At 68.1% G+C, this 23,745-nt stretch carries 20 protein-coding genes; 5 read left to right on the top strand and 15 right to left on the bottom strand.

All coding sequences use genetic code 11. The features are described 5' to 3' along the window. Positions 1 to 31: 31 nt before the first annotated feature. Complete coding sequence (locus ACK4IU_RS09270) at positions 32 to 715, bottom strand: FkbM family methyltransferase (protein WP_409734117.1); 684 nt, start codon at positions 713 to 715, stop codon at positions 32 to 34. 50 nt (positions 716 to 765) lie between these two features. On the opposite strand from ACK4IU_RS09270, the gene pth reads away from it, so the two are divergent. Beyond that, positions 766 to 1,440, top strand: coding sequence for an aminoacyl-tRNA hydrolase (pth, locus tag ACK4IU_RS09265; protein ID WP_409734113.1), 675 nt, complete (start codon positions 766 to 768; stop codon positions 1,438 to 1,440). A 78-nt stretch (positions 1,441 to 1,518) separates the two neighbouring features. On the opposite strand, the gene ACK4IU_RS09260 is transcribed toward pth, so the two are convergent. Beyond that, a complete protein-coding gene (locus ACK4IU_RS09260) occupies positions 1,519 to 2,475 on the bottom strand; it encodes a YcjF family protein (protein WP_409734277.1) in 957 nt (318 codons plus the stop codon). A 29-nt stretch (positions 2,476 to 2,504) separates the two neighbouring features. After that, positions 2,505 to 3,920 (bottom strand): YcjX family protein, encoded by a 1,416-nt coding sequence (locus ACK4IU_RS09255; protein ID WP_409734110.1) that lies wholly within the window; start codon positions 3,918 to 3,920, stop codon positions 2,505 to 2,507. 210 nt (positions 3,921 to 4,130) lie between these two features. On the opposite strand from ACK4IU_RS09255, the gene truA reads away from it, so the two are divergent. Further along, positions 4,131 to 4,904, top strand: coding sequence for a tRNA pseudouridine(38-40) synthase TruA (truA, locus tag ACK4IU_RS09250; protein ID WP_409734107.1), 774 nt, complete (start codon positions 4,131 to 4,133; stop codon positions 4,902 to 4,904). 53 nt (positions 4,905 to 4,957) lie between these two features. Here the strand turns inward: truA and ACK4IU_RS09245 are convergent, their stop codons facing one another. The 9 genes from ACK4IU_RS09245 to ACK4IU_RS09205 all read right to left on the bottom strand — a co-directional run bounded on the left by ACK4IU_RS09245 (position 4,958) and on the right by ACK4IU_RS09205 (position 16,877). Then, positions 4,958 to 7,018, bottom strand: a complete 2,061-nt coding sequence (locus tag ACK4IU_RS09245) for an exonuclease domain-containing protein (protein WP_409734105.1) — start codon at positions 7,016 to 7,018, stop codon at positions 4,958 to 4,960. Between the two features lie 213 nt (positions 7,019 to 7,231). Beyond that, the gene (locus ACK4IU_RS09240) at positions 7,232 to 7,612 is read right to left on the bottom strand and encodes a response regulator transcription factor (protein WP_409734102.1); all 381 of its coding nucleotides are present in this window, start codon (positions 7,610 to 7,612) and stop codon (positions 7,232 to 7,234) included. A gap of 3 nt (positions 7,613 to 7,615) precedes the next feature. Next, entirely contained in the window at positions 7,616 to 8,134 is a 519-nt protein-coding gene (locus ACK4IU_RS09235; RefSeq protein ID WP_409734099.1) for a hypothetical protein, read from the bottom strand. A 4-nt stretch (positions 8,135 to 8,138) separates the two neighbouring features. Beyond that, positions 8,139 to 9,962, bottom strand: a complete 1,824-nt coding sequence (locus ACK4IU_RS09230) for a DUF294 nucleotidyltransferase-like domain-containing protein (RefSeq protein WP_409734096.1) — start codon at positions 9,960 to 9,962, stop codon at positions 8,139 to 8,141. 57 nt (positions 9,963 to 10,019) lie between these two features. Then, the gene (locus tag ACK4IU_RS09225; RefSeq protein WP_409734093.1) at positions 10,020 to 11,975 is read right to left on the bottom strand and encodes a sodium:solute symporter family protein; all 1,956 of its coding nucleotides are present in this window, start codon (positions 11,973 to 11,975) and stop codon (positions 10,020 to 10,022) included. Between the two features lie 14 nt (positions 11,976 to 11,989). Continuing rightward, on the bottom strand, positions 11,990 to 12,247 hold the full coding sequence (locus ACK4IU_RS09220) for a DUF4212 domain-containing protein (protein ID WP_409734090.1): 258 nt from the start codon (positions 12,245 to 12,247) through the stop codon (positions 11,990 to 11,992). A 58-nt stretch (positions 12,248 to 12,305) separates the two neighbouring features. Next, complete coding sequence (locus ACK4IU_RS09215; protein WP_409734087.1) at positions 12,306 to 12,968, bottom strand: adenylate kinase; 663 nt, start codon at positions 12,966 to 12,968, stop codon at positions 12,306 to 12,308. Positions 12,969 to 12,972: 4 nt separating this feature from the next. Next, entirely contained in the window at positions 12,973 to 14,931 is a 1,959-nt protein-coding gene (gene acs / locus ACK4IU_RS09210; protein ID WP_409734084.1) for an acetate--CoA ligase, read from the bottom strand. A gap of 287 nt (positions 14,932 to 15,218) precedes the next feature. After that, positions 15,219 to 16,877: a SulP family inorganic anion transporter gene (locus tag ACK4IU_RS09205; RefSeq protein ID WP_409734081.1), complete on the bottom strand. Its 1,659-nt coding sequence runs from the start codon at positions 16,875 to 16,877 to the stop codon at positions 15,219 to 15,221. A gap of 104 nt (positions 16,878 to 16,981) precedes the next feature. Here ACK4IU_RS09205 and ACK4IU_RS09200 point away from each other — a divergent pair, with 104 nt between their 5' ends. Further along, complete coding sequence (locus ACK4IU_RS09200) at positions 16,982 to 17,473, top strand: pyridoxamine 5-phosphate oxidase (protein ID WP_409734077.1); 492 nt, start codon at positions 16,982 to 16,984, stop codon at positions 17,471 to 17,473. A gap of 57 nt (positions 17,474 to 17,530) precedes the next feature. Here ACK4IU_RS09200 and ACK4IU_RS09195 read toward each other — a convergent pair whose 3' ends face one another. Both ACK4IU_RS09195 and ACK4IU_RS09190 read right to left on the bottom strand, forming a co-directional pair. Beyond that, positions 17,531 to 19,819 (bottom strand): right-handed parallel beta-helix repeat-containing protein, encoded by a 2,289-nt coding sequence (locus ACK4IU_RS09195; RefSeq protein WP_409734074.1) that lies wholly within the window; start codon positions 19,817 to 19,819, stop codon positions 17,531 to 17,533. Between the two features lie 155 nt (positions 19,820 to 19,974). After that, complete coding sequence (locus ACK4IU_RS09190; RefSeq protein ID WP_409734071.1) at positions 19,975 to 20,388, bottom strand: DUF4864 domain-containing protein; 414 nt, start codon at positions 20,386 to 20,388, stop codon at positions 19,975 to 19,977. Positions 20,389 to 20,521: 133 nt separating this feature from the next. Here ACK4IU_RS09190 and ACK4IU_RS09185 point away from each other — a divergent pair, with 133 nt between their 5' ends. Beyond that, positions 20,522 to 21,391, top strand: a complete 870-nt coding sequence (locus tag ACK4IU_RS09185) for a CHAD domain-containing protein (protein WP_409734068.1) — start codon at positions 20,522 to 20,524, stop codon at positions 21,389 to 21,391. 21 nt (positions 21,392 to 21,412) lie between these two features. Here the strand turns inward: ACK4IU_RS09185 and ACK4IU_RS09180 are convergent, their stop codons facing one another. Continuing rightward, positions 21,413 to 22,993, bottom strand: coding sequence for a lysine--tRNA ligase (locus tag ACK4IU_RS09180; RefSeq protein WP_409734065.1), 1,581 nt, complete (start codon positions 22,991 to 22,993; stop codon positions 21,413 to 21,415). Positions 22,994 to 23,094: 101 nt separating this feature from the next. On the opposite strand from ACK4IU_RS09180, the gene ACK4IU_RS09175 reads away from it, so the two are divergent. Next, the gene (locus ACK4IU_RS09175; protein ID WP_409734062.1) at positions 23,095 to 23,511 is read left to right on the top strand and encodes a tellurite resistance TerB family protein; all 417 of its coding nucleotides are present in this window, start codon (positions 23,095 to 23,097) and stop codon (positions 23,509 to 23,511) included. Positions 23,512 to 23,745 lie beyond the last annotated feature (234 nt).

Below are 23,745 nucleotides of genomic sequence, written 5' to 3'. Positions count from 1 at the left end.
ACGAGAAGCCGAAGGCGCACGAGGAGCCGGCCTAGGCGCGACGAAAGACCAGCGTGTCCTTCCTCGCCCCTTCGGCCTCCTGAAACCCCTGCCCCCGCAGCGCCGCCACGATCCGCGCCAGGCCCTTCTCGCCATAAACCTGCGGATGCGTCTCGACCACCACCAGCCGGACTCCCGGCAAGGGCTGCGTCAGAACCTCCAACTCTCCCCCCTCGATGTCGCAGCACAGGACAGTAGGGGCGAACTTCGCCAGCAGCCTGCCCACCGGACGGCCCGGCACCTGGATCACCTCGGCGTTCTCGGGCCATCCGCCCGGTCCCCGCAAGGCCGATGCCCAGAAGGCGGGACGCAGCCCGAACTCCACTTCGCCCTCGCCCGTGCCGACCACCGCGCCCTTCAGGACCTTCACCCCCGGAAACCCGTTCGCGGCCAGGTTCCGCCGGGCAAGCCGCACCGTCTCCGGCCCCGCCTCGACGCCCACCACCGCGTCCTCGCCCAGCACGCCCGCCGCAAGCGCGCAGATGAACCCCAGCCCCGCGCCCAGGTCCAGAAGCCGGTCCCCCGGGCGCAGATGCAGCATCAGCGCATCCGCCTCGTGGTTCTCGTAGCGGCCATTGGACAGCGCACGCTCCAGGTTCCCCTTCAGCGCCGCCTCCGGCAGATACAGTGTCAGGCCGCGAAGGGTGAAGGCGCGCATCTCATCCCGTTGTCTCATGCCTCTGCCCCCGCTATACCCCAGCCGATGCGGGAAACAGGAGATCATTCGTGAAACTCTGGGTCGGTCTCGGCAATCCCGGCGCGAAATATGCCGGCAACCGGCACAACATCGGCTTCATGGCCGTGGACCGCATCGCCGCCGACCACGGCTTTTCCCCGTGGCGCAAGGCGTTCCAGGGCCTTGTCTCCGAAGGTCGCCTCGGGACCGAGAAGGTCGCGCTCCTGAAGCCCGAGACCTTCATGAACCTCTCGGGCCAGTCGGTCCAGGCCGCCGTCGCCTTCTGGAAACTGCCCTTGGCCGACCTCACCGTCTTCCATGACGAGCTCGACCTCGCCCCCGGCAAGCTGCGGCTGAAACAGGGCGGCGGCCATGCCGGGCACAACGGCCTGCGCTCGATCCATGCGCATCTCGGCGACGACTACGCCCGGGTGCGGCTGGGCATCGGCCACCCTGGCCACAAGGACGCGGTCGCGGCCTATGTCCTGCACGACTTCGCCAAGGCCGACGCCGACTGGCTGGAGGACCTGCTTCGCGGCATCTCGGACGGTGCCGAGGCCCTGGCCATGGGCGACGGGCAGAAGTTCATGAACGCCGTCGCGTTGCGCACCGCCCCGCCCCGCTCCTCCACGACGCAAGCAAAACCCGAAGCCCCCACCCCTGCGCCCCAGCCGCCCGAGGACACCCGCAGCCCGATGCAGAAGCTTCTGGACAAGTTTCGCTAAGCCGATTTCTTCAAAGAAATCGGACCGGAGCCTTTGAAGGCTCCGACCCGGACTTTTCGAAAAGTCCGGCCACCGGTATCAACGGTCTGCGCGGCTGACCAGCCCCGTCAGCGCGCGGCTGACCAATGACGACACCGCCGGCCGCTCAAGCGCGACAAAGGGCATCGGCCGACAAAGTTCCATTGCCGCCACCCCGACCCGGGCCGTCAGCGCGCCGTTCACCACCCCTTCGCCGAACCGCCGCGACAGTTTCGACAGCACCCCGCCGCCTGCGACCGAGCCGATCATGTCATCGGTCAGCGCCAGTGCCCCCGCCGCGACCAGCGATCCGAACACCCGGCGGAGCAGCTTCAGGCTCCCGAAACTCCCCGACCGCCCGCCGTAGATCTCGGCGATCCGCCGGATCATCCGCAGATTCGCCACCGCCGCCGTCGCCACATCCGCCAAGGCCAGCGGCACCAGCGCCGTCACCGTCGCCACCTGCCGCGCCGCGCCCTCGATCACCAGCCGCGCCTCCACATCCAGCGTCGTCAGAAGCTCCCGCTCGGCCAGCGACAAAAGCGCATCGGCATCCATAACCTCGCCCTCGCGCTCGGCCAGCCGCGCCCGACCCCAGGCCGTATCCCCGCGCGCCGCGTAAAGCGACACCAGCCCCGAGACCACCCGCCGCGCCGCTTTCAGGTCCGCCGCAGCCCGCGCCTCGACCGCCCGCGTCCGCAAGCCGTCCAGCCGCGCAAGCCGCAGGAACGCCCCCCATTCGCGCAAGGCCAGCACCAGACCTGCCACCACGGCCAGCGCGACAAGAGCAAAGGCCACCCAGCCCAGCACCACATTGCGCGCCAGAAGCCCCGTGACGAAATCATAGGCCGCGACAGAAAGGGCGAAGGAAAACAACGCCCCGAAGGCCCAGACGGCAAACCGCCACAGGGCCGAGGGCCGCTTCTGGCTCAACGCCGCAACCGCCTGCATCGCCTGCCCCTCGGGCAGCCCATCGGGCACCGGGGGCGCCGCGCCGGGGTCCAGCGCCTCGTCCATTTCCTCCAGGAAGGGCTTCGGCGGACGGCTCACAACTGATCTCCGATCAGGAACTCCACCGCCCGGTCGAGGCGGATATGCGGCGGTCCCTCGCCTGGGCGAAGGTTCAGCCGCGCCGGGGCGAAGGTCATCAGGTGGTAATCCGCATCCAGCCAGGCCTCCGCCCCCACGCGCGCGGGGGACAGCAGGCGCGCGGGGTCCGAGGGCAGCGCGCCGGGATACATCAGCGCGGGCTTTCCGGTGGACTGCAACACACCCCGCACCGCCGGCACCTCCACCCCGTCGCGTGTCACCACCTCCTCGACCGTGGCCCGCAGGGACGCCAGCGACATCGCCTCGGTCCGCGCGCCCGAGAAGTCGGCGCGGTGCTTGGCCTCGGCCAGAAGCGAGGCCGTGATCGCCGTCAAGGCCGGGTGCTGTTCATGGTGCAGGTGATCGGCCTTGGTCGCGGCAAAGAGGATCCGCTCCACCCGGCGCCCGCCGAACAGGCCCGTCAGCCAGGTGTTCCGTCCCGGGCGGAATGCCGACAGCACCTCGGTCATCACCCGCCGCAGATCCTCGACCGCCCGCGGCCCCTGATGGATCGCGCCCAGCACATCGGCCAGCACCACCTGCCGGTCGACCTTCGCGAAATGGTCGCGGAAGAAGGGGCGGACGACACGTCCCTTGTAGGCCTCGTACCGCCGCTCCATCTCGCGCCAGAGGCTGTTCCTGCCCGTCGTCGCAGGCTTCGGCAGGGGCGCGAAGGTCAGGACCGGCGAGCCCGCCAGGTCGCCCGGCAACAGGAACCGCCCCGGCGTCACATCGACCCGGCCGAGGTCGCGGGCCTGGGTCAGGTAGGCGGTGAAGGTCTCGGCCAGGTGCCGCGCCCGCGCCTCGTCCAGCCGGAGCGCCCCGTCCTCGGCCCGGGCCAGAGCCAGCCAGGACGCGGCCTCGGGGCGCTTCTCCATCCGGGCGAGCGTGCCCTCCGACCAGGCCTCGTAGCTCTGGTCGAGCAGGGAGAGATCCAGCAGCCACTCGCCCGGGTAATCCACGATGTCGAGATGCAGCGTGCGCGGCCCCCGCCAGGACGACAGGAACCCGGCCGGCTGGACCCGGAACGACAGGCGAAGCTCGGAGATCGCGCGGGTCGAGGCGGGCCAGCGCGGGGCATCACCTGTCAGCGCCGCAAGATGCGCCTCGTAGTCGAATCGGGGCAGCGTCACGTCGGGCTGGGGTTGCAGATAGACCGCCTGGATCCGGCCCTCCGCCTGGGCCTTCAACTGCGGCATCCGGCCCCGATTCAGAAGGTTCGCCACCAGCGCGGTGATGAAGACGGTCTTGCCCGCGCGGGAGAGACCCGTCACGCCGAGGCGGAGGGTGGTGTCGAACAGGGTCTCGGAGAGGCCCGCGCCCATGCCTTCGATGCCGCGGGTGATCCCGTCCGTCAGCCCGGAGAATGCCACGTCCGCGTCCCTTTCCTTCGCGAGGTGAAGATAGGGGTGCGGCGCCGGGAATGGAAGGCGGGTGGGCAGGGTGGGCAGAATTGCCCACCCTGTGCGGGCGCTGTCCACGGTGGACAGATTTTCAAACCCCGCCTTTTCAATGCCTTGACCGTGGACGTTAGGAATTTGGCAAGGATTGCACGCGAGGCTTCTTCCGGGGTAGCAAGACCCATGCCCCGCCATGCGCTTCAGATCGAATACGACGGCACCCCCTTCGCGGGCTGGCAGCGGCAGGCGCAGGGGCTTCCTTCCGTGCAGGAGGCGGTCGAGCGCGCCCTGGGCCGGCTGGAACCCGGTCCCCACACCATCGCCGCCGCGGGGCGGACCGATGCCGGCGTCCATGCCACCGCGCAGGTGGCCCATGCCGACCTCGCGAAGGACTGGGACCCGTTCAAGCTCGCCTCGGCGCTGAACGCGCATCTCCGGCCAGATCCGGTGGCGGTCCTCGCCGTGGCCCGCGTCCCCGACGACTTTCACGCCCGCTTTTCCGCCACGGGGCGGCGCTATACCTTCCGCCTCGTCGCCCGCCGCGCGCCGGTGACGCATGACCGGGGCCGAGTCTGGCAGGTGCTGAAGCCGCTCGACCTTGAAGCGATGCGGGCGGGCGCCGCCGAACTGGTCGGGCAGCACGACTTCACCACCTTCCGCTCTACCCTCTGCCAGGCGAAAAGCCCGGTGAAGACGCTGGACCGGATCGACATCACCGAACACCCCTACCCCGGCGGGGTGGAATACCGCTTCGACCTCGCCGCGCGCAGCTTCCTGCACAACCAGGTCCGGTCGATCGTCGGCACGCTGGAGCGGGTGGGCGCCGGGGCCTGGACGCCAGCGGACGTGCGCAGGGCACTGGAAGCCAAGGATCGCGCCGCCTGCGGGCCGGTCTGCCCGCCGCAGGGGCTCTATCTGGTGGGTGTCAGTTACCCGATCGACCCGTTCGCCGCCTGACCCGCACCCAACCCCAAGATTTTTCGTCGAAAAATCTTGGGTCCGCTGCCGCGCTATTCGTTCAGGTCCTTCAGCAGCCGGCCATGCTTGCGCACCTCGGCCAGAACCGCGCCGAAGGTGTCCAGGCCCCGTCCCGCCAGCATCGGCATCAGCTTCAGGAAGGCATCCGCCGTCGCCAGCGTGTCGCCCAGCGCGGTGTGGCGGTCCTCCTCGGGGATGGTGATGCCCAGCCGGTGCGACAGCGCGTCGAGGCTGTGGACCTCGTGCTGGCCATAGACCACCGCCGACAGCAGCACCGTGTCCAGCACCGGCATGTCGAAGCGAAGCCCCAGCTTCCCCTCGACCCGGCGCAGGAACTCCATGTCGAAGGGTGCGTTGTGGGCGATCAGCACGGCGCCTTCTGCGAACTTGTGGAATCGGGCCACCACGTCCTCCACCCCCGGCGCATCGGCCACCATCGCGTCGGTGATGCCGTGCACCTCGGTCGAGACGGCGGGGATCGGACGGCCGGGGTTCACCAGGGTGTCGAAGACCTCGCCCTCGACCCGGCGGCCGTTCACGATCCGCACGGCAGCCAGTTGCACGATCTCGTCGCCCTGCCGGGGGTTCAGGCCCGTCGTCTCGCTGTCGAAGACGACATAGGTCAGCTTGTCCAGCCGCGCATCCGCCAACCGGTCGGTGCGCGCGGGGGACAACAGGTCGAAGTCATAGACCACCTTGCGCGCCAACGGTTTCGGACGCGCCACCGCGCGGCGCGCCTGGCGGATCGGCAGGCAAAGGGCGGCGCGGCCGTCCGGCCGGACTTCAGGCCATATCTCGGTCGCATGGGCGGCGAGGACACTGCGCGCGGGGCGGTCGAACTCCTCGGACAAGGGCAGGGCCAGCCAGCGGTCCAGCTCGCCCACGCCGACGCGCGGGCCGGTCCAGGACAGGCGGATCGCGGCGCCGGTGTCCTCTTCCTCGATGGCCAGATGCAGCGCCGCGCGGTCGGTCAACTGCCGCGCGAGATGGTCCAGCAGCGTCAGCACCTCATAGCCGTTGCAGCGCAGGATCAGGTCGGCGGTTTCGGTCGTGACGGCGATCCCCTGCGCCTGAAGCCGCGCCGCAAGGCCCTGCGCCAGGTCGAAGGCGCGGGTCTGCGGCAGGGCACCCGCTTCGGACAGGGCCTCGTCCCGCGCGGCGCCAAAGCGGGTGACGGCCTGGGACAGCCGCGCGACCTCGTCTTTGAGCGCGCCTTGCATCGGCGCGGGCAGCGCGTCCTCGGGCATGACGCCGACCAGCGTGGCCAGCGCCGCCGCCGGCCGACGCAGGCTGTCGAGCGCGCTCTCCAGCATCGCCTCGCGCCGCGCCTCGGCGGCCATTTCCCCGGTGATGTCGCGCAGCGTCAGGACATAGCCCTGCGCGCCGCCATCGCCCAGCAGCCGCATCCGCGCGGCCAGCACGCGGGCGCCGGTCGTGGTGGTGCACAGCAGGTCCGACACCGCGTCCGGATCGCCCGTCGCGGCCAGCCGTTCATGGGCAAGCTTCAGCGGTGCGGCGTGCAGATAGTCGAAGAGCTTGCGGTCAAGCCCCGCCTCAAGCCCCCGGCTGGTGCCCAGGATGTCGGCGGCAGGCCCGTTGTAGAAGACCAGCGCATGATCGGCCGAACAGAGGATCACCCCCACCGGCACGTCCGACAACAGCGCCTCGAGCCGCGCCTTTTCCGACCCCAGCCGCAGGGTCTCGCGCGCCACGGCCTCGGCCAGGGCCGACCGCGTCTCGGACAGGCTTTGCGCGGCGGCCTGGGCGGCCGGGGCGAGGTCGCCGAGGTAGCGGGCGATGGCCGCGTCCATCTCGGCGGTGACATCGGAATGGGCGCGGGCCCGCAGCGCGCCGGCGAGCGTCTCGATGGGTTTGGCGACGTTCAGGTCGAAGAGATACCAGACCGCCGCCACCAGCCCCAGCGCGGCGAACCCGGCAAGCACCCCGGCCTGGACGAACCCCTGTCCCACGCCGGGCTGGCCGAGCCGGCTGTAGCCGAGCCAGAGGCCGATCCCGGTGGCGGCAAGGATCGCGGCGGCAAGACCCGCGAAGATCAGGAAGACGCGCAGGCGCAGGGACAGCCGGGTCAGCATGGCCTGCCCCCGCGACCTGCGCGCCGCAGCGGAAGGCCTGCGCCTCCCCTCCCCCTTGTGGGGAGGGGCTGGGGGTGGGGGGCGCCCATGCCGGGGTGGGGTGCGCCCAAGCCGGGGTGGAGAGCCCGGTGGCCGGGCGGCCAGCCCCCCCTCTCTCCCCCACAATGCGGGGAGGGAAGCGCCGCACGCCCCTGCCGCGCCCCGGTCATCGCCTCAGCCCGCCCCGGCCAGAAGCCGCCGCACCTCGTCCCTCAGGTCCTTCAACTCGAAGGGCTTGGAGATGAACCCGTCGGCCCCGAGCGCGAGGCCCTTCCGCCGCTCGATGGCCGATCCGCGCGCGGTCATCATCAGGACCTTCACATCCGCAAGGCTGGGATCGGTGCGGATCCCTTCGCAGATCTCGTAGCCCGAGACCTCGGGCAGCATCACGTCAAGAAGCACCAGGTCGGGGTGGGTGTCGCGGATCCTCGGCAGGGCATCCGCGCCCGAGGCGACGCGGTCGTGGTCATAGCCCTCGCGCGTCATCAGGTAATCAAGCGCCACGGCGATGTTGTCCTCGTCCTCCACCACAAGGATGCGCGGCTTCCGGTCCATGCCCTACCCCTCCCTGCACGCGGCGGCCTGCAAAAGGTCGCCCGCGGGGGCCGGCTGCCAGTCGGCCCCCGTCAACTCTCCCCTCTCGGAAATCTTCACGCCCTCGACGACCGGCACCTGCCGCCCGCCCGCGCAATCGACCGCGATCAGCCCGTCCTCCACCGGCCGCCAGCGGGCGAATTTCAGGACCGGGACGATGCGCAGGCTGCCCATCTGCGGATGGATCATCCGCTTGCGCTGGTCGATGGCCCAGAACCGCATCGTGATCGGTTTCAGATAGGTCCAGGGCCGCAAGGGCATCGCCTCTTCCTCGAAGCGGACCACCTCGATCCCCGGCGGCAGTTCGGCCACGACGCGGCCATACCAGGTGTATTCCAGCACGAGGGTCGTGCCGATCAGGCCGACGGCAGCGGCAAGCGGGACCAGCCAGCGCGGCAGGCCCGGCCGCCAGCGGCGCAGCGCCCAGGCCAGAAGGCCGAGGGCGGCAGAGGCCATCAGGGCTCCGATCAGTTCCAGGGCCATCGCGTCAACTCCTTGCGCCGCGGGCCTGGCCCACGGCGGATTGCATGGTGCGCACCACCACGAAGGCGTCGCGCAGGTGGCTGCGTTCGAAATCCGACAGCTCCGACGGCGCGATGAAATTGTCGGGCTTCTCGCCCCCCTTCACCCGCCGCGCCTGATGCTCCAGCCGGGTCTGCGCGATCAGGTCGTAGGCCTCGATCAGGTCGCGCCCGCCGCTGTCCGAGATCACCCCGGCCTCCACCGCCGCCTCCAGCCGGGCGCGGGTGTTCACCACGCCCTGCTGCCCGATCAGCGAATAGACGCGCCCCAGATCGACCACCGGCACCACGCCGTTGTGCTTTAGGTCGATGTGGTTCTTGTATTCCCCCGACCGGATCGTGGCGAAGCCGCGCAACAGGCCCAGCGGCGGGTTGTGCTTCAGGCTGTTGGAAATCATGTGCGCCACGAAGATCGAGTTCTTCGCGGCCATCTCCAGCACCTCGGCCTGCAAGTCGCTGTAAAGGCTTGCCGTCCCGCCGATGGGGCGCAGGTCGAACATCACGGACGCCAGCATCTGCGACATCGGGTCCGGGGTCGTCACCCACTTGCGGAAATAGCCGCGCCAGACGGACATCCGCTGGCACCATTGCGGGTTGGTGGCCATCATGTCGCCCGGGCAATAGACATAGCCGCAGGCGTTCAGCCCGTCCGAGACGATCTTCGCCAGCCTGGCGAAATAGCCCATGTCGGCATCGGTCGCGGCGTCGTCGATCATCAGGCAGTTGTCCTGATCGCTGACGCCCGTCTGCTCCTGCCGCCCCTGGCTGCCGCAGGCGAGCCACAGGTAGGGCACCGGGGCCGGCCCGAGGTCCGCCTCGGCCATGGCCAGAAGCCGCCGCGTCACCGTGTCGGCGATATCGGTGATCAGCCGCGTCACCACCTCGTGCGCGCTGCCCCCACCCACCAGCTGAACCAGAAGCCGCGGGATGCGCGCGGTGGTCTCGGCCAGTTCGGCGACCGTCTGCGCCGTCGCCGCATCGCGCACCAGAAGGGCCGAGCTGACCGCCTGGAACCGCACGAGGTCGGTCTGGGTTATCATCCCGACCAGCTTGCCGTCATCCACCACCGGCAGATGCCCGATCCGATGCTCCAGCATCCGGTTCAGCACGTCCGATCCCAGGGACTCTGGCGTAAGGACCATCGGGTCCGCGGCCATCACGCTGCGGACCGGCGCTTCGGGATCCAATCCCTGCGCCAGGACCTTGTTCACGAAATCCCGTGCGGTGACGATGCCCACCAGCCGCTCGCCCTCGGTGATCGCAAGACAGGAGATATGCGCCTCGCGCATCTTCGCCGCGGCCGCCCGGATCGAGATGTCCGGCGGCACCGCGATCGGCGCGCGGGCGATCAGGTCTCCGACCTTGCGGGTCGAGATGTCGGCCTCGCGGGCCTCGTGCTGGCGGCCACGGTGGAAGAACCGCTCGAAGGCGGGATAGGTCGCGATCAGGCGGCGGAACTCGGCCTCGGGCAGCATCAGGATTTCGGCGCCCTCGCTGGCCCGCGCCGTCGTCACAGCCATCCCGTCGCGCATCAATCCGCGTTCGCCGAAACTGTTGCGGGGACCCAGCAAAGACACCAGACCGCCCGAAGGCTCCAGCACCTCGACCGACCCTTGCAGGATCAGGAAGATCCCGGTCATCGGCTCGCCCGCGGCATAGATCACCGCGCCGTGGTCGTAATGCCTGCGGCTGAAGGAGGCGGCGACCCGCGCCATCTCGTCCCGCGGCAGGCTGTCGTAGGGGTGGACCGTCTCCAGGAATGCCAGAAGCGGGCTCGTGTCCTGATCCATGATCCTGTGCCCGGTTGAAGGGACGCGCCCCCGGGTCTCCCCGGAGGCGCAGAGGGCTTAGTGGGCCACGGCCTTGCCGGCGCCTTTCGGCACGCGGATCGATTCCACCAGGTCCACCACATGCTGCGGCGGGGCCTTGGTGGCCATCGACACCGCATAGGCGACGACGAAGTTCACCACCGCACCGATGGTCCCGATCGACAGCGGCGAGATGCCGAAGAAGTGCTGGTCGGGCGTGTTCGGATACACGTTCGTGCCGGGGATGAAGAACCAGCCCAGGTAGAGGAAGATGTAGACCGAGGTGAAGATCAGACCGGCAAGCATGCCCGTCACCGCACCGGCGGTGTTCACGCGCTTCGAGAAGATGCCCATCATCAGCACCGGGAAGATCGTGGCAGCCGCCAGACCGAAGGCCAGCGCCACCACCTGCGCGGCAAAGCCGGGCGGGTTGAGGCCCAGCCAGGTGGCCAGGGCGATGGCAAAGGCCATCGAGATCCGGGCGGCCAGAAGTTCGCCCTTCTCGCTGATGTTGGGGTTCAGGGCACCCTTGATCAGGTCGTGGCTGACGGCCGAGGAAATGGCCAGCAGCAGGCCCGCAGCGGTGGACAGCGCGGCGGCAAGACCGCCTGCGGCGACCAGCGCCACGACCCAGCCCGGCAGAGCCGCGATTTCCGGGTTCGCCAGCACCATGATGTCGTTGTCGACCTTGGTGACTTCGTTCCCGACAAAGCCAAGCTCGGCCAGGGTCTTGTCTCCCAGCTTCGCTTCGGCCAGCGCGGCGTCACGCGCCGTGGTGGCTTCGGCAACGGCGGCCTCCAGCGGGGCCTTGTCGGCATCCGCGGCCGCGTCCTTCAGGGCCTTGGTGGCCTCGGCCAGCTTCTTGTTGGCCTCCGCCACGGCCTTCGGCTCGTTGAAGTACTGGATCAGCCCGTCGCCGTTCTTGTCGCTGAATTCCAGCAGGCCGGTCGCCTTCCAGGTGTTGATCCAGCTCAGTTCCGGCTTGCTGTCGATGTCGGCCAGCGACAGGGCCGGGGCCGAAAGCGCCGAACCTTCCTTGGCACCGGGCCAGAAGGTGGTGGTCAGGTTCAGACGGGCCATCGCGCCGACCGCCGGGGCGACCGTGTAGAGCAGCGCGATGAACACCAGCGCCCAGCCGGCGGACGAACGCGCGTCAGCCACTTTCGGCACGGTGAAGAAGCGCACGATGACGTGCGGCAGACCCGCGGTCCCGATCATCAGGGCCATGGTGAAGAGGAACATGTTGAACATGTTCGTCGTGTCGGCGGTATAGGCGGTGAAGCCCAGTTCCGTGACCACCTGGTCCAGTTTCGCCAGCATCGAAATCTCGCCGCCCTGAGGCGCATAGCCGCCGATCAGGCCAAGCTGCGGCAGGAAATTGCCGGTCAGCGACAGCGAGATGAAGATCGCCGGGATCGTGTAGGCGATGATCAGCACGATGTACTGGGCAACCTGCGTGTAGGTGATGCCCTTCATGCCGCCAAGCACGGCATAGGCGAACACCACGGCGGCGCCGATGTAAAGCCCCATGTCGGTCGAGACTTCCAGGAAGCGCGAGAAGGTCACGCCGACTCCGCGCATCTGGCCGATAACGTAAGTCACCGAGATCACGATCAGGCACAGCACCGCCACCAGTCGCGCCGTCTTGGAATAGAAACGGTCGCCGACGAATTCCGGCACGGTGAACTTGCCGAACTTGCGCAGGTAGGGCGCAAGCAGCATCGCCAGAAGCACATAGCCACCGGTCCAGCCCATCAGGAAGGCCGACTGCGTATAGCCGCCGACCGGGGCCAGCGCGATGATGCCAGCCATCGAGATGAACGAGGCCGCCGACATCCAGTCCGCGCCCGTCGCCATGCCGTTCATGATCGGGTTCACACCCTGACCGGCTGCATAGAATTCCGCCGTCGAACCCGCCCGGGCCCAGATCGCGATCCCGATGTAGATGGCAAAGGTGATGCCAACCACGATCAGGTTGAGGGTAAACTGATCCATCTGTCCCTGTCCCCTTACTCTTCCACGCCGTGATCGCGGTCGACCTTGCCCATCATCCTGGCGTAGACGAAGATCAGAATGATGAAGACGTAGATCGAACCATTCTGCGCGAACCAAAAGCCCAGATCGGCGCCGCCGACCATGATGCCCTTCAGCGCAGGCCGAAGCAGGATGCCAAGCCCGAAGGAGCATGCGAACCAGACCGCCAGAGAAATCAGGATGATCCGGACGTTCGCTGCCCAATAGGCGTTGGCAGAAGTTCTGTCTGCCATGAGTACTCTCCCTTTGTGTTTCCGCCCCCCGGGGGATCCGGGGAAGCGTCCCCTCCCGTCAGGCTGAGACGCGCCCCACGATGTCGGCCAGACTGGCGCGGATACCCTCGATGGATCCCATCGCCGGCACCCGTTCCAGAACGGACAGACGGTCGTAATGCGCGATCAGCGGTGCCGTCTCGGCGTGGTAGGCCTGAAGCCTGGCCCGCACCGTTTCGGCGTTGTCGTCGGCCCGGCGCTTGAACGCCGTGCCGCCGCATTTGTCGCAGGTCCCCGCCGTGGCGGGCTGCTTGAACTCGTCATGATAGCCCTCGCCGCAGCCGGCGCAGGTATAGCGGCCCGCGACGCGGGCGACCATCGCCTCGTCCTCGACCTCGAGGCTGATGGCGGCGGTCACCCGCCCCCCCGCCTCGGCCAAAAGCCCGTCCAGCGCCGCGGCCTGCGCCGCGGTGCGGGGAAAGCCGTCGAGGATCACGCCCCTCGCGACATCCGGCTGGGCCATGCGGTCGCGCAGGATCGCCAGCACGATGTCGTCGCTGACAAGCTGCCCGGCCTCCATCACCGCCTTGGCCTTCCGGCCCGCTTCGGTTCCCGCGGCCACTGCGGCGCGCAACAGGTCGCCGGTGGACAGCTGGACCAGACCGAAGTCCTCCTCCAGCATCCGCGCCTGCGTGCCCTTGCCCGCGCCGGGGGGGCCGAGAAGGATGATGACCGGTCCCACCGCCTCAGCCCCGGTTCATGCGGTTGGCGATCAGGTCGTCCACCACCGTCGGATCGGCCAGCGTCGAGGTGTCGCCCAGAGAGCCGAAATCGTTCTCGGCGATCTTGCGCAGGATGCGGCGCATGATCTTGCCCGAGCGCGTCTTGGGCAGGCCTGGCGCCCACTGGATCAGGTCGGGCTTGGCGATCGGGCCGATCTCGGTCCGCACCCAGGCCTCCAGCTCCTTGCGCAGCGCCTCCGAGGGCTCGATCCCCTTCATCAGCGTGACATAGGCGTAGATGCCCTGCCCCTTGATGTCGTGCGGGTAGCCCACGACCGCGGCCTCGGCCACCGCCTCGTGCGCGACCAGCGCCGACTCGACCTCGGCCGTGCCCATCCGGTGGCCCGAGACGTTGATCACGTCATCGACCCTGCCGGTGATCCAGTAATAGCCGTCGGCATCACGCCGGCAGCCGTCGCCGGTGAAGTAATAGCCCTTGTACTGGCTGAAATAGGCTTCCTCGAAGCGCGCGTGGTCGCCCCAGAGCGTGCGCATCTGCCCCGGCCAGCTGTCGGCAAAGCACAGGACGCCCTCGGTCTCGGTGGCCTCCTGCACCTTGCCGGTCGCGGCATCCAGCACCACCGGTTGCACGCCGAAGAAGGGTTTCGTCGCCGAACCGGGCTTGGTCGGGATCGCGCCGGGCAGCGGCGTCAGCATGTGGCCGCCGGTCTCGGTCTGCCAGAAGGTATCGACGATCGGCAGTTTCCCCTTGCCGACATGGGTATTGTACCAGGCCCAGGCTTCCGGGTTGATCGGCTCGCCGACCGAGCCCAGCACCTTCAGCGACGACAGGTCGTGCTTTTCCACCCATTCCGACCCAAGGCCCATCAGCGACCGGATTGCCGTCGGCGCGGTGTAGAACTGGTTGACCTTGTGCTTGGCGCAGACCTCCCAGAACCGGCCCGCGTCGGGGTAGGTCGGCACGCCCTCGAACATCAGCGTGGTGGCGCCGTTCGCCAGCGGGCCATAGACTATGTAGCTGTGCCCCGTGACCCAGCCCACGTCCGCCGTGCACCAGAACACGTCGCCGTCATGGTAGTCGAAGGTCAGCTGCTGCGTCATCGAGGCATAGACGAGGTAGCCCCCCGTGGTATGCACCACGCCCTTCGGCTTGCCGGTCGAGCCCGAAGTGTAGAGGATGAACATCGGGTCTTCCGCGCCCACCTCGACGTAGGGGCAATAGGGCTTGGCCTCGGCCATCTCGGCGCCCAGGTCGAAGTCGCGCCCCTCGACCCACGAGGTCTGGTCGCCGGTGCGCTTGACCACCAGCACCTTCACCTTGTCGGAACAATGCAGAAGCGCCTTGTCGGTGTTGTCCTTCAGCCCGGTCTTGCGGCCGCCGCGCGGCGCCCAGTCGGCGGTGATGACGACCTTGGCGTCGCAGTCGTTGATCCGGTTGGCCAGCGCATCGGGCGAGAAGCCGCCGAAGACCACCGAATGGATCGCCCCGATCCGGGTGCAGGCCAGCATGGCATAGGCCGCCTCGGGGATCATCGGCATGTACAGCACCACCCGGTCGCCCTTGGTCACCCCATGCGCCTTCAGCACGTTGGCCAGCCGGCAGGTCTGCTCCAGCAGTTCGCGATAGGTGATGTGTTTCGCCGGGGTCTTCGGATCGTCCGGCTCCCAGATGATCGCGGTCTGCTCGGAGCGGGTCAGCATATGTCGGTCGATGCAGTTGGCACTGACGTTGAGATGACCGTCCTCGAACCACTTGATCGAGACGTTGCCCGGAGCGAAGGAGGTGTTCTTGACCCGGGTGTAGGGCTGGATCCAGTCGATCCGCTGGCCCTCTGCCCCCCAGAAGGCTTCGGGGTCCGTGACCGACGCGGCATAGCGCCGGGCATAGGCTTCCGCATCGACATGCGCCTTGGCGGCAAAATCGGCGGAGGGCGGGTAAACGGATTTGGCAGCTTCGCTCATTCTCTTCTCCTCCCGAGGGGTTGCGATGATGCCCCTCGACAATATCAGGTACCGGCCAGGAACCCTCTTTCCCAACGTCACTTTAGCACTTCGTAAAGTTTTTTGTAACCCGCTATTTTCACGGGATTTTTCTGTCAATTTCTTGACTGAATTGTCGTCAATTCTGAAAATGTGTGAAAATTGTGGCAGCCAGGCCCTTGTTTTCGCGGGCCGTTACCGCTCACGCTGGCGTGAGCGGCGCGGTTCCGGCGGGACCGGGGCGGCTGCGGAGCCGAGACTGAGGGGGATCAGCGTGATTCGCCGCCCGGTTGCGCGCCATCCAGTGCGGCATCGACCGCCGCGAGGTCGGGCAGGAAGCGCACCTCGGGCTCGTCCAGGCCCTGGGCCTGCAACTGCCGCCGGAGCCTGTCGCGCAGGCCGACAAGGTAAAGCTGCCCGCCGCGACGCCGGGCGCGGGCGGCCAGAGAATGGAATCCCCGAGCGCCGGAACTGTCGATCATCGGCACGCCCGACATGTCCAGCACCAGCGCGCGCGGCGTTTCGGCGATCCGGTCCAGCACGCCGCCCAGCTGCGCGGCGGCCCCGAAGAAGTAGGGGCCCTCCAGATGATAGACTACCCGGTTGGCGCGGGGCGTCTCCGGCGCTTCTTCGCGCGGGCGCATCCCGGTGGTGTCGGACATGCGCTTGATGAACACCAGGCCCGCCAGCGCGAAGCCGACGATGATCCCCTCGGTCAGGTCGCGGAACACGACCAGCAGGAAGGTCACGCTGACCACCATCGCGTCCCCGCGCGACGATTTCAGCAGGGCGGCGAACTCGTGCCGTTCGGCCATGCCCCAGGCGACGACGGCCAGGACGCCGGCCAGCGCGGCCAGCGGGATGTAGGCTGCGAGCGGCGCGGCGACGACCAGGAAGACCAGCAGGAACACGGCATGCAGCATGCCCGAGACCGGCCCACGGCTGCCCGCGCGCACGTTGGTCGCGGTGCGCGCGATGGTGCCGGTGACACAGAAGCCCCCGAACAGGCCCGAGCCGATGTTGGCGAACCCCTGCGCCACAAGCTCTGCGTTGGACCGGTGCCGCGCGCCCGACATCCCGTCGGCGACGACGGCGGACAGAAGCGACTCGATGGCCCCCAGCAGCGCGAAACTGCCTGCCCAGGGCAGGGCCGCCTGCACCGCAGGCCAGGAAATCTCGGGCAGCGCCGGCGCCGGCAACAGCTGCGGCAGCGCGCCGAACCGGGTGCCGATCGTCTCGACCGGCAGGCCGAACAGCGCCACCACCGCCGAGGCCACCACCACCGCGATCAGCATGCCCGGCCAGTGCGGGCGCAGCTTGCGCAGCCCCAGGATCACGGCTGCGGTCAGCCCCGCGACCACGACCGCCGCCCAGGTGACGGTGCCGCGCGCAGCCCACAGCGCCTCGACCTTGGCGATGATCTCGCCGGGCTCGGCCCCCGGCAGGGTCAGGCCGAACATCTCGCGCAACTGGCTGGCGAAGATGATGACCGCGATCCCGGCGGTAAAGCCCACCGTCACCGGATAGGGGATATAGCGGATGTAGGTGCCCAGCCGCAAAAGCCCCGCCGCGATCAGGATCAGCCCGGACAGGATGGTGGCGAGGATCAGTCCCTCGACCCCGATTGCCATGACACAAGCCGAAACGAGGACGATGAAGGCCCCGGCCGGCCCGCCGACCTGATAGCGCGATCCACCCAGCGCGCTGACCAGAAAGCCGCCGACGATCGCAGTGAACAGGCCGCGCTCCGGCCCGACGCCGCTGGCGATGGCGATGGCCATCGAAAGCGGCAAGGCCACGATTGCCACCGTCAGGCCGGCAAGCGCATCGGCCTTCAGGTCGGCAAGGCCGTAGCCCTCCTTCCACAATGTCAGCAGCTTGGGATGGAACTCGGTCCAGTCGTTGCGACCGCGCGAAGTGTATGCCATGATTGCGTCCAGCTTGGGAAAGGCCAGTAATTGCTGGCATGTCTGTCCGAATTGCGCCACATGACTCGTTGACCCGACCACTGTCAACTGCCGCGATTGCCGCAATGCCGTCTGACCTTCCCCGCCGCGACCCTGTCCAGGTTGCCGATGCCGAAGCCCTCGCTCTTGCGCGACGGCTGATGTCGCTCGACCATGCCGCCCTGGCCTGGACCGACCCGGACACCGGCACGCCGGGGATCAGCCGCATCGCCTTTGCCCGCGACCCCGAGGCGGGGATGCTGACGCTGGTCTCGGGTCTTGCGCCGCATTTCCGCGCGCTGCGCGACCGGCCCGACTGCGCGCTGATGCTGGGGGAAGTCGGGGACAGGGGCGATCCGCTGACGCATCCCAGGCTGATGATCCGGGCGCGGGCGGCCTTCGTCGCCCCGAGCGACCCCGGCCGCCCTGCCCTGCGCGACCGCTGGCTGGAACGGAACCCCAAGGCGCGGATCTACATCGACCTGCCGGACTTCGCCTTCGTCCGCCTGACTCCCCACTCGGCACTGTTGAACGGCGGTTTCGCCCGCGCCTTCCACGTCGCGCCAGGCGACCTGTGAAAACGGGCGGCCCCAAAGGACCGCCCGCGCTCTGCCCCGGATGTCCTGCCGGACGGCTCAGGCCGGAACGTCCATCCGCATCGTGACCAGCGCCTTGCCCTTCACCGCCTCGCCCCAGCGCACCTGCGCCTCGTTGCCGCCCGCGCCGGTGCCCGGCACCGCATAGGGAAAGACATAGCGCGGGGCGTTCGAGCTGTTGGTGACAAGGCCTTCCGGTGCCACCGCCTGCACCTGCCTGATGCGCCCGCCGAAGGGCACGAAGCCGCCCGCGCTGACGTTCCAGGTCTCGGCCGCGGTGTTCTGGGTATGCGTCACCTGCACCGGGTTGATGATCCACTGGGTCACGTTGTTGAAGCTGTTCCCCTCGACCCGGACGTTGCGCGACCGGGTGAAGTCCAGCGTGGCAAAGCTGGTATCCACCATCTCCACCCGGTCGATCGCCACGCCGAAACTGCGGAAGCTGTTCGCCGACAGGGTAAAGCCCGACAGGAAGTGCCCCGGCCCGTAGGGCTTGATGACGATCCAGCGGAAGGCCGTCGAGGTCGAGGACGAGATGAACACGTTGCCGACGATGTTCAGCCCGCCGAACGAGAACTCGCCATTCTCCTCGGGCGCCGAGTCGTGCTCGTTGCCCCATTCGATGAAACAGTTGTCGATGTAGTTGCCCGTCACCACGGTCGAGACGTTGGTCTGGGTGAACACCAGCCCCGCCCGGCGCACCCCCGCCGTCTCGTTGTCGCCCTGGAAGAAGTGGTTGGCGTGGATCAGGTGGCCGGTGCCGTTCATCACCGCAAAATGGGCAAAGCGCACGATCCGGTTGTTGCGCAGCTTGGTATCGTTGGCCTGCACGTTCATCGCGATCGTGGTCCGGTCCCCTGCCGGAACCGACTGCTCGTTCGAAAGGAACTGGCACATGTCCACGAACATGCCCTGACAGCCCGTCCCGGCCGAGCTGATCCCGCGGTCCAGCGGCCGGTTGAATGTGCAGGACATGAAGCGTTGGGTGGACCCCGACAGCGGCAGCATCACGCCCGAGGCAATGCCGAGGCAGTTGAACTCGACATCCTCAAGTTCAAAGCGCGACATCAGGTCAAAGCCCGAAAAGTCCAGCATGTACTTGAACCGCCGGAAGGTATAGGTCCGCGTGCCGACAGCGCCATACAGCGGCTGGCTGATCGTCACCGTGCCCGCACCGATGTTCTTTGCCGTGACATAAACCTCGCGCCCGACGCCCGTGCCGAGGACCAGCGCACCGATCGGGATGTTGGCCACGTTCGCCACACCGGTCAGCACCGTGTTGGTTGCAGCGGAATAGGTGGCGACGGATGTCACCTCATCGGTCGCCCAGCCCGGCCCGGCGATGGCGTTCAGCGACCCGTTGCGGATGCCGCGCCGACTGGTGAAACTGGTCAGCCCGGCCAGCGCGGCCACGTTGATCGGTTCGGTCAGCTCCACCCGACGGCCCGACAAGTCCAGCGTGACATAGTCGGTAAAGTAGAACAGCGCCTGCAATGCGCGGCGGAACCCCTCCAACTCGGTCCCGAAGGCCTGCTGATATGTGTTCAGATCGTAGTTCCGCGTCAGCGTCAGCTTGCGGTTCGCCGGCATCGACAGCGTGCCCTCGAACCGGATGCGGCTGTTGATCGTCACGTCGCTGTTCAGCCGGAACACGCCCGACGGCACCAGGATCTCGCGCCCCTGCGCCGCGGCATCGGCGGCGAGGAAGGCCGGGGCATCGTTCGTCGTCCCGTCGCCCAGCGCGCCGAAGTCGCGCACATCGACCCAGTCCATAAGCTTGCGGATGAAGATGTTGGTCACATCCTCGACCTCGATGTCGTCGATCCGCACCACCCCGCCATTCGCGCCGGTCAGGTCCAGCCCGACATGGGCATAGACCGTCTGCAGCGACCAGGGCAGGTCCACCCCCGTGCGGCTGGCCGGCGAGATGATCGCGCTCACCGTCACCACCTGGCCATAGGCGGTCAACGCCACCGCAGGCCCGGTCTGCGGCACGCCGGCGACGTTCTGCCCGCTCACGTCGCCCGCCCAGGCTGCGATCCGAACCGAGGGCAGGTTGCCCGACACCGCCTTCACCCGCGCCGTGACCCGCAGATACAGCCCCGGCTGGATCGGCGTCTGCGCGAAACTGCGCAGCTTCTGCGTGGCCTCGGTCTTCTGCAATTCCAGACAGGACCCGAAATCCTGGTCGTTCGTCACCAGCGCCGCGTTCGGCTGGCCCTGGTAGGAGCCCGATCCGGGCGTCCCGTCCTCGCGCGACCAGAGGTTGAGGCCTGCCGAAAACGGCGGCGGCATCAGGACCAGCCCGTCGGTGATTGCCTTGTTCATCTGAAATTCCCTCGCCTCGCTTCGCGCCACTCCAGGGGGCGCAGAGACCGCGCCGCCTTGGGCACGACGAGGTAGCAAGGAAGGCTTAAGTCTATCTCAGACCGCCGCGCGCAGCGGGCGGCCCCGGCGCAACGGACAGAGGGTCGAGAGGTCGGTCAGACGCCCACGTCCGGCGCCGGCAGGATCTGGACGGCATTGATCTGCCAGCCCTCGGGCGTCTCGACCATCATGTAGTCCAGGGCCCAGGCGCGGCCCGCCTGATCGACGATCCGCACCCGCTGCCAGAGGTTCCCGGCGATCTCGCGCAGCTCGCCCATCTCGACCTGCGCGGGGCGGTGCACCATCGGGTAGCCGTTCCTTACCATCGCGCCGAAGTTCTCGGGCGTGCCGAACAGCCGCTTGATCGTCGGGCTGGCATAGGTGAAGGCGCGGGCGAAATCGTCGGCCCGGAAGGCCTCGATCTGGCGCAGGATCGTGTCGCGGATCGGCCCCTCCTGCGCCGCGACGGGCAGAACCGGCAGCAGGAAGACCGCCAGGGCAAGGGTCGGGGCAAGGAAGGGCGTGCGCATCGCAGGGGGCTCCCGTCAGTTCCAGGGGGAGGTAGCGCGCCAGAAGCGCCCGCCAAGGTCAGCCACCGGGCCGCGCTTGCATCGCGGCCGCGCATGGCGCACATCTGCCGCAATTCACCTGTCGGAATCCGCCATGCCCTATGCCTTCCACCGCGACGATGACGGGCCCGAGACCAGCCTGCGCCGGATCCTCGACGAAGAGCTGTCCTCGGCGCTGAAACGTCTCCGGTCGGTCTCCGACCCCGAAGCCGTGCACGGCATCCGCAAGAACCTGAAGAAGACACGGGCGCTTCTGCGGCTCTATCGCGCGGGGCTGCCGGACCGGCCCGCCGCCAATGCCGCGCTGCGCGAGGTCGCCGCCGCGCTTTCGGCCCGGCGCGATGCGGCAGTTCGGCTGGCGACCTTCGACCGCCTCTTCCCGGACCTGCCCGAGACGCTTGCCCCCCTGCGTGCGCAGCTCCTGTCGGACAGCCTGGCGCCGGACGAGGCGCCCACGGCAGAGCTTGCCGCGACGCTTTCCGACCTGCGCGACCGGATGGCCGACTGGCGCCTCGAGGGCAAACCGGTCCGCGTCCTTGCCCGGGGCCTCGCCACCGCCCGCCGCCGGGCGCAGGCCGCCGCCGAGGCCGCCCGCGCCGCGCCCGACCACCCCGAACGGGTGCATGACTGGCGCAAGCGGGTGAAGGACCTATGGTATCAGAGCCGCCTCTTCGCTCCGGTCTGGCCCGACCTCTTCCGCGTCCTTGTCGCCGAGGCCGACCAGCTGGGCGAGACGCTGGGCCAGCACAACGACCTCGCCGTCCTCGCCCTTTATCTTCAGACCGTGTCCGGCGATGTCCTGCCGGATGTCGCCCGCGCGCTGCTCGCCACGCGGATCGAAGACGCCCGGACCAGCATCCTGTCGCGCGCCTTCCCGGCCAGCGACCGGCTCCTCGCCGACGATCCCGAGGCCATGGCCGACACCTGGATCCGCTGGCTGAAACTCTGGCAGCGCGCGGCCTGACCGCCGCCCCTTGCGCCGGGCTCAGCCGACGAGTTCGCCCTTCAGCGCACGGCTGATCAGCGCCACCGTCTCCTCGACGCCGTAAAGCGCGATGAAGCCGCCGAACCGCGGCCCTTCGCTTGCGCCGAGCAGCACCTCGTAAAGCGCCTTGAACCAGTCGCGCAACGGCTCGAACCCGTGCTCCTTGCCCACCGCAAAGACCATGGACTGCAAGGCCTCGTCGTCCAGCCCCCCGTCCCAGGCCTTCAGACGCGCCAACAGGTCCTCCATCGCCGCCCGCTCCCTGTCGGTCGGCAACCGGAACACCCGTGTCGGCGCGATCTTGTCCGCGAAATACCGCACCGCATAGCCCGCCGCCGCATCGAGGTCCGGGTTTTTCTCCGGCGACGCCTCCGGAGCATAGCGCCGGATGAACTTCCAGAGCCCCGCCGCATCCTTCGCCGCCGCGACCGAGGCCAGGTTCAAGAGCATCGCAAAGCTCACCACCATCCGGCTTTCCGGCGGCTTGCCGTTGTGGATGTGCCAGACCGGATTGTTCACCTGCTGCTCGATCGGCTGCTCCGGGAAGGCCTTCAGCTGCTGGTGATACTCGTCCACCGCCTTCGGGATCACGTCCCACCACAGCCGCTTGGCCGTCTTGGGCTTCTGATACATGAAGTAGGACAGGCTCTCCGTCGCCGCATAGGTCAGCCACTCGTCGATCGTCAGCCCGTTCCCCTTCGACTTCGAGATCTTCTGCCCCACTTCGTCCAGGAACAGCTCATAGGTGAAATGGTTCGGCTTCCGCCCCCCCAGCACCTCGCAGATCCCGTCGTAGATCGGCGTGTTCGTCGAGTGGTCCTTCCCGTACATCTCGAAGTCCACATCAAGCGCCGCCCAGCGCGCCCCGAAATCCGGCTTCCACTGCAACTTCACATGGCCCCCGGTGACGGGCAGCGTCCACTCCCGCCCCTCCTCGTCGTCGAAGGTGATCGTCGCGTCCTTCGCATTGACCTCCTTCATCGGCACATACAGCACCCTTCCCGTCTCGGGATGGATCGGCAGGAAGCAGCTGTAGGTCTGCTGCCGCTCCTCCCGCAAGGACGCCAGCATGATCTCCATGATCCGGTCATACCGCTCCGCCGCCAGCCGCAGCGTGTCGTCAAACCGCCCAGACTTGTAGAACTCGGTGGCCGAGATGAACTCATACTCGAAGCCGAACGTGTCCAGGAACCGCCGCAGCATCGCGTTGTTGTGGTGGCCGAAACTCTCGAACTCCCCGTATGGATCGGGGACCGAGGTCAGCGGCTTCTGCATGTGCTGACGCAGCATCTCCTGCTGGGGCACGTTCTCCGGCACCTTCCGCATCCCGTCCACGTCGTCCGAGAAACAGATCAACCGAGTCGGAATGTCGCTGATGATCTCGAAGGCCCGCCGGATCATCGTCGTCCGCGCCACTTCCCCGAACGTGCCGATGTGAGGCAACCCCGACGGCCCATAGCCCGTCTCGAACAGCACATAGCCCTTCTTCGGCGGCGCCTTCTCATAGCGTTTCAGGACCGCGCGGGCCTCTTCAAAGGGCCAGGCCTTCGAATTCATCGCCGCATCGCGCAACGCACTCATCGCATCTCTCCTGAAACGGGGCCCACCCCCGACCGCCCGTCCTCTATTGCCCCCCCGCCCCCCCGTCAATAATCTGCCTTAAAACGCTTGAAGGAACGCCGATGCCCGAATCCGCCATGTCCCCGCAGGACGCGCTTGTCGCCGTCATGGTCGCCTGCTCCGCCGCCGACGAGAACGTCCGCACGGCCGAGCTGGTGGCGATCAACCGCATGGTCAACCACATGCCCGCCTTCGCGGATTACGACCCCGACCGCATCCGCCGCGTCACCCGGATCGTCTTCGACCTCTTCGAGGAGGAAGACGGCCTCGCCGCCCTCTTCGGCCTGATCCGCGAGGCCCTGCCCGAGCGCCTCTACGAGACCGCCTATGCGCTGGCCTGCGACGTGGTCACCGCGGACGGCAGGCACTCCCAGGTCGAGCTCCGCATGCTGGAAGAGGTCCGCGAAGAGCTGAAGATCGACCGCCTCCACGCCGCCGCCATCGAGTGGGGCGCACGGGTGCGGCATATGGGGGTGTGAGGGCGCCCCAAGAATACCCGCCCCGGACCCGATCCGGGGCCTCCGCGTCCACACACACCACCCGTAGGTCGGGCTTCACCCCGAATCCATATCAACCCCAACCCCAAAGCGCCTGATCGTGTCCCAACGCATGGTGTAATAGCGCCGACCCTCGGAGAGGTCCGAGACTGATCAGGCAGCCACGGCGGGCAGCCTGACGGTGGGAATGTCAGTGACGCGGGCCAGGGTTTCAAG

The sequence above is a fragment of the Tabrizicola flagellatus genome, from assembly GCF_046295235.1.
Taxonomy (GTDB): Bacteria; Pseudomonadota; Alphaproteobacteria; order Rhodobacterales; family Rhodobacteraceae; genus Tabrizicola; species Tabrizicola flagellata_A.
This window is presented reverse-complemented; position numbering and strand designations above follow the sequence as displayed.

What these genes read in the sequence shown, in the direction of transcription:
- ACK4IU_RS09270 (WP_409734117.1), bottom strand. Translation starts at nt 715, where the DNA reads ATGAGACAACGGGATGAGATGCGCGCCTTCACCCTTCGCGGCCTGACA.
- ACK4IU_RS09260 (WP_409734277.1), bottom strand. Translation starts at nt 2,475, where the DNA reads ATGGACGAGGCGCTGGACCCCGGCGCGGCGCCCCCGGTGCCCGATGGG.
- truA (WP_409734107.1), top strand. Translation starts at nt 4,131, where the DNA reads ATGCCCCGCCATGCGCTTCAGATCGAATACGACGGCACCCCCTTCGCG.
- ACK4IU_RS09245 (WP_409734105.1), bottom strand. Translation starts at nt 7,018, where the DNA reads ATGCTGACCCGGCTGTCCCTGCGCCTGCGCGTCTTCCTGATCTTCGCG.
- ACK4IU_RS09240 (WP_409734102.1), bottom strand. Translation starts at nt 7,612, where the DNA reads ATGGACCGGAAGCCGCGCATCCTTGTGGTGGAGGACGAGGACAACATC.
- ACK4IU_RS09235 (WP_409734099.1), bottom strand. Translation starts at nt 8,134, where the DNA reads ATGGCCCTGGAACTGATCGGAGCCCTGATGGCCTCTGCCGCCCTCGGC.
- ACK4IU_RS09230 (WP_409734096.1), bottom strand. Translation starts at nt 9,962, where the DNA reads ATGGATCAGGACACGAGCCCGCTTCTGGCATTCCTGGAGACGGTCCAC.
- ACK4IU_RS09225 (WP_409734093.1), bottom strand. Translation starts at nt 11,975, where the DNA reads ATGGATCAGTTTACCCTCAACCTGATCGTGGTTGGCATCACCTTTGCC.
- ACK4IU_RS09220 (WP_409734090.1), bottom strand. Translation starts at nt 12,247, where the DNA reads ATGGCAGACAGAACTTCTGCCAACGCCTATTGGGCAGCGAACGTCCGG.
- acs (WP_409734084.1), bottom strand. Translation starts at nt 14,931, where the DNA reads ATGAGCGAAGCTGCCAAATCCGTTTACCCGCCCTCCGCCGATTTTGCC.
- ACK4IU_RS09205 (WP_409734081.1), bottom strand. Translation starts at nt 16,877, where the DNA reads ATGGCATACACTTCGCGCGGTCGCAACGACTGGACCGAGTTCCATCCC.
- ACK4IU_RS09200 (WP_409734077.1), top strand. Translation starts at nt 16,982, where the DNA reads ATGCCGTCTGACCTTCCCCGCCGCGACCCTGTCCAGGTTGCCGATGCC.
- ACK4IU_RS09195 (WP_409734074.1), bottom strand. Translation starts at nt 19,819, where the DNA reads ATGAACAAGGCAATCACCGACGGGCTGGTCCTGATGCCGCCGCCGTTT.
- ACK4IU_RS09190 (WP_409734071.1), bottom strand. Translation starts at nt 20,388, where the DNA reads ATGCGCACGCCCTTCCTTGCCCCGACCCTTGCCCTGGCGGTCTTCCTG.
- ACK4IU_RS09185 (WP_409734068.1), top strand. Translation starts at nt 20,522, where the DNA reads ATGCCCTATGCCTTCCACCGCGACGATGACGGGCCCGAGACCAGCCTG.
- ACK4IU_RS09180 (WP_409734065.1), bottom strand. Translation starts at nt 22,993, where the DNA reads ATGAGTGCGTTGCGCGATGCGGCGATGAATTCGAAGGCCTGGCCCTTT.
- ACK4IU_RS09175 (WP_409734062.1), top strand. Translation starts at nt 23,095, where the DNA reads ATGCCCGAATCCGCCATGTCCCCGCAGGACGCGCTTGTCGCCGTCATG.